This is a genomic window from Streptomyces sp. 7N604 (genome assembly GCF_052245475.1).
Classification (GTDB): Bacteria; Actinomycetota; Actinomycetes; order Streptomycetales; family Streptomycetaceae; genus Streptomyces.
In genome coordinates this window covers 37,514-51,796 of record NZ_JBQQBX010000032.1, presented here as the reverse complement: position 1 = coordinate 51,796, position 14,283 = coordinate 37,514, and the positions used below count along the sequence as shown (strand labels likewise).

Annotated in this window: 8 protein-coding genes; 7 read left to right on the top strand and 1 reads right to left on the bottom strand. The window is 65.8% G+C overall.

Annotated features, from left to right (window positions below):
• Positions 1 to 826: 826 nt before the first annotated feature.
• Positions 827 to 1,354 carry a hypothetical protein gene (locus ACTWP8_RS30180; protein ID WP_443325257.1) on the bottom strand — a complete coding sequence of 176 codons (528 nt, stop codon included), beginning with the start codon at positions 1,352 to 1,354 and terminating at the stop codon, positions 827 to 829.
• Positions 1,355 to 2,447: 1,093 nt separating this feature from the next.
• Here ACTWP8_RS30180 and ACTWP8_RS30175 point away from each other — a divergent pair.
• The 7 genes from ACTWP8_RS30175 (at position 2,448) to ACTWP8_RS30145 (ending at position 14,195) form a co-directional block, all read left to right on the top strand.
• Positions 2,448 to 3,125, top strand: a complete 678-nt coding sequence (locus ACTWP8_RS30175; protein WP_443325256.1) for a hypothetical protein — start codon at positions 2,448 to 2,450, stop codon at positions 3,123 to 3,125.
• 37 nt (positions 3,126 to 3,162) lie between these two features.
• Positions 3,163 to 5,400: a hypothetical protein gene (locus ACTWP8_RS30170; RefSeq protein ID WP_443325255.1), complete on the top strand. Its 2,238-nt coding sequence runs from the start codon at positions 3,163 to 3,165 to the stop codon at positions 5,398 to 5,400.
• A 149-nt stretch (positions 5,401 to 5,549) separates the two neighbouring features.
• On the top strand, positions 5,550 to 7,205 hold the full coding sequence (locus ACTWP8_RS30165; protein ID WP_443325254.1) for a class I SAM-dependent DNA methyltransferase: 1,656 nt from the start codon (positions 5,550 to 5,552) through the stop codon (positions 7,203 to 7,205).
• On the top strand, positions 7,205 to 8,473 hold the full coding sequence (locus ACTWP8_RS30160; protein WP_443325253.1) for a restriction endonuclease subunit S: 1,269 nt from the start codon (positions 7,205 to 7,207) through the stop codon (positions 8,471 to 8,473). Before ACTWP8_RS30165 ends, ACTWP8_RS30160 begins: the two co-directional genes overlap by 1 nt.
• Entirely contained in the window at positions 8,470 to 11,802 is a 3,333-nt protein-coding gene (locus ACTWP8_RS30155) for a type I restriction endonuclease subunit R (protein WP_443325252.1), read from the top strand. Before ACTWP8_RS30160 ends, ACTWP8_RS30155 begins: the two co-directional genes overlap by 4 nt.
• 213 nt (positions 11,803 to 12,015) lie before the next feature.
• Complete coding sequence (locus ACTWP8_RS30150; protein WP_443325251.1) at positions 12,016 to 13,386, top strand: AAA family ATPase; 1,371 nt, start codon at positions 12,016 to 12,018, stop codon at positions 13,384 to 13,386.
• Positions 13,383 to 14,195 (top strand): hypothetical protein, encoded by an 813-nt coding sequence (locus ACTWP8_RS30145; RefSeq protein WP_443325250.1) that lies wholly within the window; start codon positions 13,383 to 13,385, stop codon positions 14,193 to 14,195. The genes ACTWP8_RS30150 and ACTWP8_RS30145 overlap by 4 nt, the downstream gene beginning before the upstream one ends.
• The last annotated feature ends 88 nt before the right edge of the window (positions 14,196 to 14,283 follow it).

The window sequence follows — 14,283 nt, the reverse complement described above, 5'->3', positions numbered from 1 at the left end:
TTCTGGGAGACGCGAGCGGAAATCGCTCGTCGTGGCGCGGCGCCGCCCGACGCAACGCCCGTGACCTCCGGCTAGTGCCGCATCAGGCAACGTTCGCCTTGTCGACCACGGCTCGTAGTCGCTGGTCGTCAGCGTGACGGTTTCGCCGGATGATGTAGCGGCGGATACGCGCGTCACATCACAACAGGGCAAACGTTGCCTGCTACGGCACTAGCACACCTCTGGCGCCTTCACTACGCGGATGGGTCGGCCTTGCCTGACTCGACGAGCCCCTCGTTCCTCAGCAGAGTTATCGCCTGTTGCGCCGTGCCGTAGCCGAGGTCGTACTGCTCCGCCAGCTTGGCGACCTTCCGGGAGTTTGCCGTCCACGGGGTAGACGCCGTCGGCGATCGCCTTGCGCAGCGCGGCGGCCAGGATCTCGGAGGCGCCCGCCAACTTCCGGCGCGGCGGCGGTACGGCGAGCGCGGGGTCGCCGGCGGCCTTGTCTCGGAGGTCACGAATCAGCGCGCCGATCTTCTCGGCTGCCTCCCGGTCGGCGGGACGGATCCAGTCGGCGTAGAAGCGCAGCGTCGTGGCTCCGCCGTCTGCGTGCCCGAGACAGCCGGCGACGGTGCGGAGGTCGACGCCGACGGCGAGCAGCTGGGTGCTGTTGAAGTGGCGGAGGTTCGTAGGACCTCGTCGAAGGCGACGCCCATGTCCTTGAGCTCTTTCATTGCGACCGCCTTGTACTCCGCCAGGAGCGAGACCGTCGCGCTGTCCAAGGTGAGCCGACGAGGATCGTCGGTCTTGGTCTCCTTGACCTTGACCACCTCGCACAGCTGCAGGTTCACGTACGGCCAACGCAGCTGGCAGATCTCACCACGACGGGCGCCGGTGGTGATCTCTCGAAGGCAAGGTTCAACAGCTGGGCGACCTTCTCCGGCGCCGGCGGCCTGGCTCGCTTGCGGCGGAGCTTCGGCAGGTGGGCGTACTCAGCTGGGTTGCGTTCGACCCAGCCCCATGAGATCGCGTAGTTGAATGCGGCCGAAATGATCGAGTTGATCCGGTGGCAGGTCGCCGGCGAAGCCGGGCGGCAGATGTGTTGCCCACAAGGGCGCTTGCCCGGGGACTTGCAGTCGTGCGGGCGCTTCGTGCGGTGCTCGATGAAGGGTTTGCCGTCGCACAGCAAAGAGCAGCGGCGCAGGTGCACGTACATGCGGTCGAGGAGGTCGACGCGGTGCTGCAGTTTGCGGAGCGGCTGATCGCCGAGGGCCGGGTTGATCGTGCGCGCGATGTAGCCCTCGTGGGCCTCCCGGGTCGTCAGCTCGAGGTCGGCCACCTCGAGCCAGCGCTCTAACAGCTGGCTCAGGGTCACGGTCGATGCTCCCCTTGGCCATGGCCGGACGGTAATGGGAATCCCGGGATAGATGTCACACGGGACGTCACGGCGGAGAAAGATCAAGCCCCAGATCAGGGGATCATCGCCTCTGACCTGGGGCTTAGTGGAGCCGCCTAGGGGAGTCGAACCCCTGACCTACGCATTACGAGCCAGTACATGATCATCCCGATCTTCATCAGCATTGCTCGCCCCTTGGGAAAGTCGCAGGTCAGCGCGATTCTGGATACTCGTTCCTGCCTGATCATGCTAGATCGTGCGTGATCCTTCCGTTCCCATGAGGTTCCCATCTGGTCCACAGCTGCGACTCCACAACGGCGATGACCGGCAGCGTGGCCCGCAGGAGCGGGGCCGACCCGAGGTGCTTCGCACCTACATTGGGTTCAGGAAGGCGTCCACCCTGTGGCGGCCAACACACAGCCAGAGATGCTCGCCGACAGCAGTCGAACACGGCGACCGTGCCGTTGGCCTCAATGAAGGAGACGGTGCCGCCCAGCAGCGTCGGTGTTCCCTTCATGGCCCGCGCCCCCAGCGGCTGACGGTGGTGTCCGCGACGGCGGTGGTCCGGGTGGCACGCAGCGGCGCCAAGTGCTGCTTCGCGGTCGTCAATCTCGTTCCCGCGCGGCCCTGAGGAGCAAGCAGAGCATTTGGTCGCTTGCCCAATCACTGCCGGTCACACCAGCAGGTCGCCAGCGTGTGCGGCCCCCAGTGGTGAGTCGAACCCCAGAAGGGCGACCGGCGCAGGTTCTGGGTCACCGTCGGTCGCGCATTCGACGTACAGGACGCGCCGTCCGCCTCTGGAGCTTTACCCCGCACAGCGTCCAGTCTTCAGATTCGGGCACGTCACTGAGAAGCCAGCTTCTCAGTGATGTGCAGGCAGAACCGAAAGTGTGCTAGCGTGTACGACACGTTGAAACTGGTTGTGCAGTCAGGTCACCGCAGCGACCGGATCCCAGCACTTATGAGCACTGGTGGGGATATAGCTGTGCCCCGGGCTGTGTGCAAAGCAGTGACAGTACTCCGGGGCGCACGCTTCGAGGCTAACACGGAACCTTTCATTCAGGGGGCGTCGATGGTGACCGACGAAGAGGCCAAGCGGATCGTGGACGCGATCTCTGCGGAGAGGTTTCAGCCCTTTCTCGACGAGTGCAGTGGTGACCCCCTCGTCGCTCTGCGCCTCTACTGCTGGGACGGAGAGGCATCCCGCGCGTTCCTCGGCGCGCTGCGCGACTTCGAGGTCGCGATGCGCAACTCGTTCCACGCCAAGCTGGCCGGGCGCTACGGCCGCGCCGACTGGTGGGACTCCCCTCGCGTCCAGCTGACCAGCAAGGGCATCGGGCAGGTATGCAGCGCCAAGCAGGCTCTTCAGCGCGAGCTTGGGCCCCAATTCGGTACGGGGGACATGGTCGCCAAGCTGACGCTCGGCTTCTGGGTGGGGCTGACTGGTCGTGGCCAGAACTACGAGATGCAGTTCTGGAACCCCGCTCTGCGCCACGCGTTCCGCGGCTACCAGGGCAGGCGGGGCGCCCTCCAGCAACAGCTGGACCACATGCGCTGCTTCCGCAACCGCATCGGCCACCATGAGCGCATCTGTCACCGCCACTTGGAGAAGGACTTCGACACGCTGCTCAGGCTCATGGAGTACCTTTCTCCCGAGAAGGCCGCTCTGCACCGGCAGTTCAGCCAGATCCCCGACGTGCTCGCCCGCAAGCCGAGGGTGCTGGCCGGCGCCGAGCCGATCAGGCTGTGAGGCTGTTATGTCCCGGCAGCGGCCCCGGCCCACGTATATGGCATGGCAGAAGCCCGAGGCACCTGACCGCCTACAGAAGAGTGCGGCGCCCGGCCAGGAGAGCGAAACGTACGCGCCCGTCTCGCTCGGCGAGATCAAGGAACTCGCCGGAGTCGGTCGCCCCACAGTCAGTAACTGGCGCCGTCGCCACTCCCGGGAGGTCCTGGGCGGCACCGGTGAGTCTCGTCGTCCCTTCCCCGACCCGATCCCGGGCGTAGGCAGCGAGAGCAAGCCCCTCTTCGACGCGGCCGAAATCGCCGACTGGCTCGACCTGCGGCCAATTCCGGCCGCCGAGCCGGACGAGGACGGTCGGCTGCCGACGTACGGCGACCGCTTCCGCAGCGCGCTGCGGCTGCGAGGGCTCGTCGCACTCAAGCACCGGCTGGGGTCGGCGGAGACTCTCATCTCCCAGGCCCTCGCCGTGATTGCCATGTCCGCGGAAGGCGGGGACATGATCACGGAGTACCTTCCCGAAGGGCTGCTCGAAGAGTACGAAGCGGCCGACCCCGCTGTCGTCCATGCCGCCCATGACCTCTTGGACGAGATCGGCGCGCCGGGCTGGGCCGCCGATGCCTTGCTCGGCCTGGACGACGAAGGCCTGGAGATCGCCAGACGGCTCGAATCCGACCTAGTCATGGACGTCACCCCCCGCGAGGTCGTCTCGCTGGTCGCCGCGCTCATCGGCCCCAATGAGGGCGGTCCCGGTCAGCGTTCGACCATCAGCCTGTGTGCTGGGCTGGGGGAGCTGCTGCTGGGGATGTCGGGCGGACCGTACGAGGACCTCAGAGGACACGGCGGACTCGTGGCGGTCGAACCGGACCCGCTGATGCGCAAGCTGCTGCAGTACCGGCTCCTCAGCTACGAGGCCGGCGCCATCGACGTCTGTACCTCCCCCGCCGACCTGGACACGCTCCTCACCTGGGAACAGGCGCCGGGCGACGAATCATTCGGCTTCCCAAGTGCCGACATCGTGCTCGCCGATCCACCGTACGTGTCCGGGGAGCGGGAGCGGGACACCGAAGGACCGCTGTGGTGGGCCGAGGAAGCCGTCCGCCGTCTTGCGCCCGAGGGCCGCGCGTACGTCGTCGTCCCCGCCTGGACACTGTCGCGCACCCGCGGTACGGGACCGGCGTCCGTGCCTACGTCGACTGTCACCGCGCGGAACGGGCTGCTGGAACGCGGCTGCGTGGAGACGATTGTCCAACTCCCGCGCCGTATCCACCCGTTCCGCACAGGGGCCGAGTACGCGCTTCTCATCCTGTGTCCCCCGTCGGACCCTCGGCCAGTTCTACTCATCGACGCCGATCGGATCGCCCAGCGGTCCGGCGGAAGGAAGTGGACCGAGCAGGTCATCCAGCTGACGCGCGCTGAGGCCGCTGCTCCGTCCGACCCGAGGGACGCACGGCTGATCCCGGTACGGGCTGACGGTGCGGGCAGTGAGCAGCTGTTGGACAACCGCTCCGTCCTACCCGCGCACCGTCTGGCGGCTCCCGAGGCTGACGTCGACCACTTCGAGGAGACGCTGACCGCACGGCGTGCGGCTGTGGCCGCCTTGCCTCATCTGCGGGACTGGCTCGGTGGCATGGGCATCTCCAAACGCCAGTCCGCAGTACAGCACCGCAAGCTGGACGAGAACCTGAAGGCGGGCCAGCTCAAGCTGTTGGGCGGACACCGGATCGGGGAGACCGATATCGGGGACGCGGGCCTTCCCGTCATCGGACGTGAGGAGATACACGGGGTCCTGCCGGTCGGACAGCGGCGTATCGCCCTGGAGGCCCTGGCAGAGTACCGATCCGCGACGGTCACTGAGCGCGGCGATGTGCTCCTGCTCGCCGAGCACGGGGTGCGGTGTCGGGTGGATGACGCAGGCGGCTGCGTACTGCTCACACCGGTACAGGGCCTGCGGATCACGGCGTATCACCGTCATCTGCGGGAAACCGGCGAGAAGCCGACCACGTCCGACCCTCTGTGGATGCGCCCGCAGACGCTCGCCCAGCTGCTTCAGGCGCCGCGCAACCAGCATCGCAGCAGCGGGTCACTGGTGCGGCGGGTGAGCGTGCGGGAGATGGATCTGCCGCAGCTCTCGCCGCCGGAGATCGCGGAGTTGGAGAAGCTGCTGACGGAGACCGAACGGCTGCGTGCGGAGGTGCGGCGGCAGTTGGAGGTGCTGGATGGCCTTGCCGAACGGGTCTCGGCGGGGGTGGCCGACGGGTATCTGGAACTGGGGCGGCGGTGATGGGCGTGGCCTGTAGGGCGGCCCCGCGTGGGGCGATAGACCCTACGCAGACGTAGCCGTACGGGGCATATGGCCGTACGCGCAAGACAACGATGACGTACAACGACATACGCAGACATACGCTGTCGAGCAGAGAAGTGAGAACTCCCGTGCCCCCACGGAAGAAGAAGGAAGCCAAGCCGGAGGACATGAAGTCCATCCTCTGGAAGTCCGCGGACAAGCTGCGCGGGAGTTTGGACGCCGCCGAGTACAAGCACTTTGTGCTGGGGCTTGTGTTCCTCAAGTACGTGTCGGAGGCAATGAAGGAAAAGCGGGCGCAGTTGGAGGAGGGGCTGCAGCCAGGGGGATATCTCCTGGCTGAACTCGGCTTCAGGGGCGAGGTTCCAGAGGAGGCGATCCCGCAGATCCTGGAGGACCGGGACCTGTACACAGGCGCAGGGATCTTCTACGTTCCGCCGACCGCCCGGTGGGAGGTCGTCCTGGAACGGGCCAAGGGCACGCTGGACGACCCGACCCTGGGCAAGGTCATCGACACGGCGATGGAGACGATCGAGAAGTTCAACTCCTCACTGAAGAAGAACACGCTCCCCCAGCAGTACAACAGCGGCCGCGTCGACGAGCCGACCCTTGCGGGCCTGGTGAAGCTGCTTGACCGGCTCACCTTCCAGTCGCAGGTGAGCGAGGACGGCAAGCGGGTCGGGGCACGGGATCTGATGGGTGAGGTGTACGAGTACTTCCTCGGCCAGTTCGCCCTTCAGGAAGGCCGCAAGGGCGGTGAGTACTTCACTCCGCCGAGCGTGGTGAAGCTGCTCGTGGAGATGCTGGAACCGGCGGAGGGCGAGCGGGTCCTGGACCCGGCGTGCGGGTCGGGTGGCATGTTCGTCCAGGCCGAGAAGTTCGTGGAGACGCACGGAGGCGACCGCTTCAACGTGGCTGTGTACGGCCAGGAGTTGAACCTGACGACTTGGCGCCTCGCCCACATGAACCTCGCGATCCACGGCATCGAGGCCGACCTGGGCGAAGGCCCCTCGAACTCCTTCCACAACGACCAGCACGGCGACCTTAAGGCGGACGTGGTCCTGGCCAACCCGCCGTTCAACATCTCCGACTGGGGCGGGGAATTGCTCGGCCTCGACGACCGCTGGGTGTACGGCATCCCACCGGTCGGCAACGCCAACTTCGCTTGGATCCAGCACATGGTGAGCAAGTTGGCGCCCGGGGGGCGGGCTGGCATCGTCCTCGCTAACGGCTCGATGAGCAGCAAGTCGGGCGGGGAGGGGGACATCCGGCGGGCGATGGTGGAGGACGACCTGGTGGCTTGCATGGTGGCGCTGCCGGGGCAGTTGTTCCGGTCGACCCAGATTCCGGCCTGTTTGTGGTTCCTCGTTGAGGGCAAGGGGCGGCACTCCAAATGGGTGCGGGGGCGGAAAGGTGAGGTGCTCTTCATCGACGCCTCCAAGATGAGCGAACTTGAGGAGGGCAGCCGCACAGTCAAGAAGTTGCGCAAGGCAGAGATCGAGAAGATTGCCGGAATCTTCCGAGCCTGGCGAGGGGCCGAGGGGCGTGGAATCGGGGCGTACGAGGACGTGCCCGGTTTCTGCCGCAGTGTTCCGCTGGACGAGCTGCGGGAGCACGAGTTCGTGCTGACGCCGGGGCGGTATGTGGGTTTCGCAGAGGCGGAGGAAGATCCGGATGCGGAGCCGGTGGAGGAGAGGGTAACTCGACTGACCAAGGAGTTGTTCGGGCTGTTTGAGGAATCGGGCAGAGTTGAGATGACGGTACGAGAGCAGTTGCGGAGGCTGTGATGCCCGAAGTAGTTCTTGGGGAGGCACTTGAGGTGCTTATCGATCACAGAGGAAAGACCCCAAAAAAGCTCGGCGGGGACTTCTCCGCCACGGGTATTCCAGTCGCCTCCGCTTTGCTCGTCAAGAACGGCCGTCTCACTCTCTCGGAAGCTCGCCATATTCCACAAGATCTATACGAGCGATGGATGCCCGTTCGGACTCGCAAAAATGACGTAATCCTAACGTCAGAAGCCCCACTGGGGCAATGCGCTCTGGTAGAGAGCGATGAACCTTTGGCTCTGGGGCAAAGGGTCTTCGGACTAAGAGGACGTGCCGAAATTCTCTCGAGCAGGTATCTGTACTACGCGTTGCAGACACCCACCGTTCAAAGCCGACTCCACGGCCGATCCTCGGGGACTACAGTACAGGGAATTCGCCAGTCAGAGCTCGTCAAGGTAAGGATCCCTGCACCTGCCTTCAAACAGCAGCAGGCAATCGCAGAAGTACTCGGCGCGCTGGACGAAAAGGTCGCGGTCAACGAGCGCATCACCAAGACGGCAGCCGACCTCTGCCGTGCCATGATGCAAGGCTTGTGGAAGCAGGGCCGGGTGGCTTCCCTCGTCATCGACTCCGCGACGGACGCCCAGGACTGGAGCCGCACCACCCTTGGAGAGCTGTGCGCTGAGGGCGGAGGCTCGATCCAGACTGGACCGTTCGGCAGTCAACTACACGCCTCTGACTACGTCGAGTCCGGTATCCCGAGCGTGATGCCGCAGAACATCGGCGACAACGTCATCCTCGAAGACAGCATTGCCCGCGTCTCAGACGCGGATATCCGTCGGCTCTCGAAGTACCAGCTGGCCGAGGGCGACATCGTCTACTCGCGGCGTGGCGATGTGAAGCGCCGAGCTCTCGTAAGGAGCCATGAATCCGGTTGGCTATGCGGGACAGGGTGTCTTCGGGTAAGGCCTAGGAAGGCTGTAGAACCGCTCTTCCTCAGCCACTACCTCGGTGAACCGGAAGTGCAGGACTGGATTCATCAGCACGCCGTCGGCGCCACAATGCCGAACCTGAACACGGCCATCCTGGGGGCGGTCCCCGTCGTCGTGCCACCCGCTGAAATCCGGGCACACATCAACCAGGAGCTCGCCATACTCGACGCGCGCTCCATGGCGGCCATCAGGGAGAGTCGAACTCTCGCCGCCCTCCGCGACACCCTCCTTCCCCAACTAGTCGCTGGAAAGCTCCGCATCAAAGACGCCGAACGCACCATGGAGGCAGCCGCATGACAGCCGTAGACGGGCGTTCGGGCGCTGGCCCCGAAAGAGGCCATGGCTCCCCGGAGTCGGCCGACACGGACGTCGACCCTATAGCCGAGTCGCCCGAGGCAACCGCAAGTCACGCCGAAGCCCTTGCCTTCTCCGAGAAGGACTGGGAGCACGTCGCTCTCGACCAGCTCCGAGCGTTGGGCTGGCTGCCCATCGACGGGAGAGATCTCGGTCCCGCCCACGGTCAGCGCAAGGCGTGGGACGACCTCGTCCTCTATCCCCGGCTGCGCACCGCCATCGCCACCCGCTACCCGCACCTCCCAGCGCCCGCCGTCGAGGCGGCCATCGACGAGCTCCTCAAGCCGCCCCCCGGCTCCGACATCCGCCAGAACTGGCAGTTCTACAGGCGGCTCACCGTCGAGGCCGTAAAGGTCGCGTACAAAGACCCCCTCACCGACACGGAGAAGCACGACACCGTCCGAGTCGTCGACTTCTCCAATCCCCACGGCAACGACCTCGTCGCCGCCTCGCAAGTGCGCGTCAAGGGCGTACGCGAGCGCGAGTTCGTCTTCGACATCGTCCTGTACGTCAACGGACTCCCCCTCGCCGTCATCGAGTTGAAGAAGGACAGCGGCCCCGACGACTCCCGCAAGGCGTACGACCAAATCCAGAACTACCGGCGCGAGCTGAGGCCCGACGGTGTCTTCCGGACCTTCCTCCTGGCCATCGCCTCCGACGGGATAACCGCACGGCTCGGCACCCCGTTCACCCCCTGGCAGCACATGGCTCCCTGGCACGCCGACGAGGACAGGACTCTCCTCAGGAAGCGCGAGTGGTTTGACGGCCGTGCCCTGGAACGGATGGTTCAGGGACCGCTCGAACCGGGCCGGTTCCTCGACCTCATCGGGTCCTACCTCTCCTACTCCGCCGAAGGCACCGGCGGCGACGTGGACACCGTCAAGCTCGCCAAGGCTCACCAGTACTTTGCCGTACACGAGGCCGTCGCCGCCACCCAGGCGGCCGTCGCCACGGACGGCAAAGCGGGCGTCGTCTGGCATACACAGGGCGCTGGCAAGAGCGAGGAAATGCTCTTCTACACCGGGAAGGTGGCCGGCACCCCCGAGCTCTCGAACCCGACGATCGTCCTGCTCACCGATCGTATCGACCTCGATAGCCAGCTCTTCAACACCTTCGCCAAGAGCCACAGCCTGCACCGGATCGTCGGCCAGCCGGAGAAGGCCGCGAACTCCAAGCAGCTCAAGGAACTTCTCACCCGGAACGAGAACGGCGGCGGGGTCGTCTTTAGCACCCTCCAGAAGTTCCGCATCAGCAAGGCCGAGAAGGAGGCGGGTGCCCGTCACCCCGTCCTGTCCACTCGCCGCGACATCATCGTCGTCGTCGACGAGGCCCATCGCAGTCACTACGACTTCGAGGACGGATTCGCGAGGCACCTAAGGGACGCGCTGCCCAACGCGACCTTCCTCGCCTTCACTGGCACACCCATCGACAACGTCACCGGAAGCACCGAAGCCGTCTTCGGCCCCACCATCCACACATACGACCTCACGCAGGCCGTCGACGACGGCGCTACCGTCCCCGTCTTCTACGAGCCGATCCTGCACAAGGTCAAGCTGAAGGTCAGTCTCCCCGACGACGTCGACCTCGACGACCTCGACGCCCAGGCCGAAGGGCTGGTCGAAGGGCTGTCGGAGGCCGAACAGGCCCGCGCCCGCCGCCGGTTCGCCTCCTTCGAGGACCTCATCGGCGCCCCCGAGCGGATAGAGGAGCTGGCGGCCACCGTCCTCGACCACTGGGACGTACGCCGCCGCGAGATGATCAAGCTCACCGGCAGGCCCGGCAAGGGCATGATCGTCTGCTCCTCCCGTGCCATCGCCGCTCGCCTCTTCGACGCCCTCGCCCGGCTCCGCCCCGAGTGGGTCGGCGAGCGCGACAAGAAGAGCAGCCTGTATCCCGACGACACCGGCAAGATCCGCGTCGTGTTCACCGGCAACCCGGGCCGCGACAGCGCCGAGGTCGCCGACTACGTCCGTACGCCCGCCCAGCTCAAGCGCATCCAGAAGCGCGTCGTGGACAAGGACCAGGACGACGAGCTCGAACTCGTCATCGTGCAATCCCTGTGGCTGACCGGCTTCGACGCACCGCCCCTGCACACCCTCTACCTGGACCGCCGCATGCGCGGTGCGGCCCTCATGCAGGCCATCGCGCGCGTCAACCGCACCTGGGGCGAGAAGCCGTCCGGCTTGGTCGTCGACTTCCTCGGAGTCGCCCAGGACATCACCGCCGCCCTCGGCGAGTACTCCGCCCCCGACCAGGAGAACCGGACCATCGGCGCGCCCATCGAGGAGGCGTGCGCGTCCGTACGGCGCATGCACCAGCGGATCGGGGATGTGCTGCGCTACTGCCCCTGGCGCGATACCCTCGACGCCCACGGCTACAAGGAAGCCCTGTACGACGTCCTCGAATTCCTCGAAGAGGCCGAACCGGAACTCGAACCGGGCAAGCCGACCCGTCAACAGCGGTTCATGCGCTTCGCCCGCCTGCTGTCCCGTTCGTTCTCGCTGTGCGCCACCCACCCGGACGTCCAGGACCTGCTGCCCGACATCCGGTTCTACGCGGCCGTCCGCACCTCCCGCGAAAAGATCACCGTCGACGCTCGGCGGTCCGACGGTCTGGCCACCGAGGCCGACGTGAACCGTCTCATCGAGCAGCTCAACGCCGAAGCCGTCGCCGCCGACGGTGTCGTCGACATCTACGATGCCGCCGGCCTCACCAAGCCCGACCTGTCCCACCTGGGCGACAACTTCATTCACCAGATGAAGGCCAGCCGCCACCCCAACCTCGCCATCGAGGCCCTGCGGCGCGCCATCAAGAAGGAGATCCGGGACGCCCACCCGGGCAACGTCGTCCGCCAGCGCACCTTCACCGAGAAGATGCAGGAGGTCATGAACACGTACCACAACGGCCTCCTCACCTCTGCCGAGGTCATGGACCTCCTCGTCGACCTGGCACGCACGATCTCCGCAGACCGGGCACGGGCCGAGGAACTCGGCCTAACCGAGGACGAGTTGGCCTTCTACGACGCCGTCGCCGCCAATCCCTCCGCCCTGGAGATGGGGCATGGCGTCCTCGCAGAGATCGCCCACAAGCTGTGCGAACTCGTCCGCAAGGACGTCACCGTCGACTGGCGCGTGAAGGGCCAGGCCCGCGACCGCATCCGCGGCAAGGTCAAGCTCCTGCTCCGCCTCTACGGGTACCCCCCGGACAGGGCGCAGGATGCGATCGACCGCGTCCTGAAGCAAACCGAGGTCAAGGCAGAGGAATGGGCCTGACCCGGCGCTGCCCACGCTGGCCCGCACGGCTACCTTCACGGCCAGCGGGCCGGCAATCGCCGCATTGCCGACGTCCCACCTTCTCCGCCTCGCCGACGGGGCCTTCATCACCCGCATGAAGGGAGCAGACACAAGATCGGAGTACCGGTCATCCCGATGTCAGCCCCCCATGAGAGGCTAAGCCTGCCGGGCGCTGAACGGCGGTGTGAACAGGTGTACGTATCCGGAATCGGTTTCTCGAACGTCAAAGGCTTCACGGCTGAACGTGCCGTGGGCGAGCTTTCGCTGCCTGCTGGGGCTAGCGGAAGCTGGACCGTGCTCGCTGGCCGTAACGGCTCGGGCAAGTCCACACTCCTGCGTACTCTCGCTCTCACCATTGCCGGTCCCCAGGTTTCTCGGAATCTCATGCAGGACTTCAGCGGCTGGATCACCACCAGTGAACGGTGCGCGTGGGCGAAGGTCTCTATCCGCCCCGACCCCTCCGTCGACCTGCTCACCGGCCGCGGCCGGGCGCCGGAGGAACTGATCGTCCTCGGAATCGACTGGACTGTGCCCGAGGAGACATCGAACGGACCACGCTACGGGACTCCCCCACAACCGCAGCTGTCTCCCTGCGACGACGAATCGTCCGGCAATAAAGTCGCCGCGCACGGCCCTTGGGCCATCAATCCGCAGGGTTGGTTTTGCGCCGCGTACGGACCATTCAGGCGCCTGGCAGGCGGAAGCAGTGCGGCCCAGCGGCTGATGCTCGCCCCTGGCCCCGCGGGACGTATGGCGTCCCTCTTCCACGAGGACGTGTCGCTGGCCGAAAGCGTTGCCTGGCTCAAGGAACTGAGGCTCCGGGGCCTGGAAGATCACCAGGACGCCGACGAGTTGCTTGAGTCAGTCCTGGAACTGCTCTCGGACGGGCTGCTGCCGGACGGTTACCGTGCCCTTCGCGTAAGCGCCGACGGATTGTGGGTGGCGCCGGACGGGGACACGGAGCGGGCCTATCCGCTGAAAGAGATGAGTGATGGCTTCCGTACCGTTGCCTCTCTCGTCCTGGACATCGTGCGGCAGCTTCAGAACGCGTACGGGACACTGGACGCGGGCAGGGACAGCGAAGGACGGACCGTGGTCCGAATGCCTGGAGTGGTGATCATCGATGAAGTGGACGCCCACCTTCACGTCACCTGGCAGCGTCGGATCGGCAGTTGGTTGCGCGCCCACTTTCCGCGAATCCAGTTCATCGTCACCAGCCACAGCCCGTACATCTGCCAGGCTGCGGATCCTGGTGGGCTAATCCGGCTAGCGGGGCCAGAGGAGCAGCGTGGTCCCGAGGTTGTGGACGACGCGCTGTACCGGCGCATCGTGTACGGGAGCGGCGAGGACGCGGCGCTCTCCGAGCTATTCGGTCTGGAGTCCCCGTACTCTGATCGCGCCGAGCAGGAGCGGCGTGAGCTCGTGCCATTGGAGCGTAAGGTCTTCGCAGGCCTAGCCACCGAGGCAGAGGCCCGCGAGTATCGCGAGCGCGCCGCGCGTCTGAACAGCTCGCGTGCCGCCCGGGTGGACGAGGTGGCTACCCGGTTGGGGAACGGCCGGTGATCCCGCTGCAACGCCCAGCTGCGACCGAGCGGCTCCTGAGACTGTGCGCCTTCAGGACACAGAGGATCCGTGAGGACGGAGCCACAAGCGACGCCGCCGCCGAGCAGTGGCAGCAGGCCACGGCGGCGAAAGATGAGATCCGCGGCCTACTTGCACAGATGGCCCCGGGAGTACTGCGCTGCATGTACTGCCTGGACAGCATGGGCACAGATATCGACCATTTCATCCCGAAGTCCCGTGTTGCTTTACGTACGTTCTGCTGGCACAACCATCTGCTGGCCTGCTCGCACTGCAACAGCAATCTCAAGCGCGACGCGTATCCGTGCGACGTCTTCGGACAGTGCCTACTCATCGATCCGAGCGTCGACGACCCCGCCGATCACCTGCGCCTGGATCCAGTCACTGGCGAGTACCACGCAAGCACACCCTCGGGCGAGCCATCGGTCAAGGGCGAGGTATCCATCCGGGTGTTCGGCCTCAATCGGTACGAACTCAGGCAGGGACGGTGGTCTGCCTACATCAAATGCCAGACCATGCTGGTCTCCTGGTACCAGAAGTTCCACGCCGGCGACCACGACCGCGCGGAGGAGATCGCTCTCGCGCTATGCCATGAACCGTTCGCCGACGTGCTGCGGTTCCTGGAAACGGCAGCTTCGCTCCCCTATGCGTCGGCAGCACTCGGCGATGACTTGGCCGATGCACTGGCGGCATGGCTAGCTTCCGTCGGCCCGGTTGTCCCGGACCCCGCAGTGCGACCTTTCGTAGGCCCTCAGCGAGGATCACCATCGTCCGGGTCTTCCATGGCGTAGGTTGCGCCTGGTCGTAGCTGTCCATCAGGCTGCCTGCTCGAGCGGAGCGAATTGCGCGCCGATATAGGCGTCGTTTCATTCGCCCCGC

Excerpts from the sequence above, each read along its gene's own strand:
- ACTWP8_RS30175 (WP_443325256.1), top strand. The coding sequence starts at position 2,448 with ATGGTGACCGACGAAGAGGCCAAGCGGATCGTGGACGCGATCTCTGCG.
- ACTWP8_RS30170 (WP_443325255.1), top strand. The coding sequence starts at position 3,163 with ATGGCATGGCAGAAGCCCGAGGCACCTGACCGCCTACAGAAGAGTGCG.
- ACTWP8_RS30160 (WP_443325253.1), top strand. The coding sequence starts at position 7,205 with ATGCCCGAAGTAGTTCTTGGGGAGGCACTTGAGGTGCTTATCGATCAC.
- ACTWP8_RS30155 (WP_443325252.1), top strand. The coding sequence starts at position 8,470 with ATGACAGCCGTAGACGGGCGTTCGGGCGCTGGCCCCGAAAGAGGCCAT.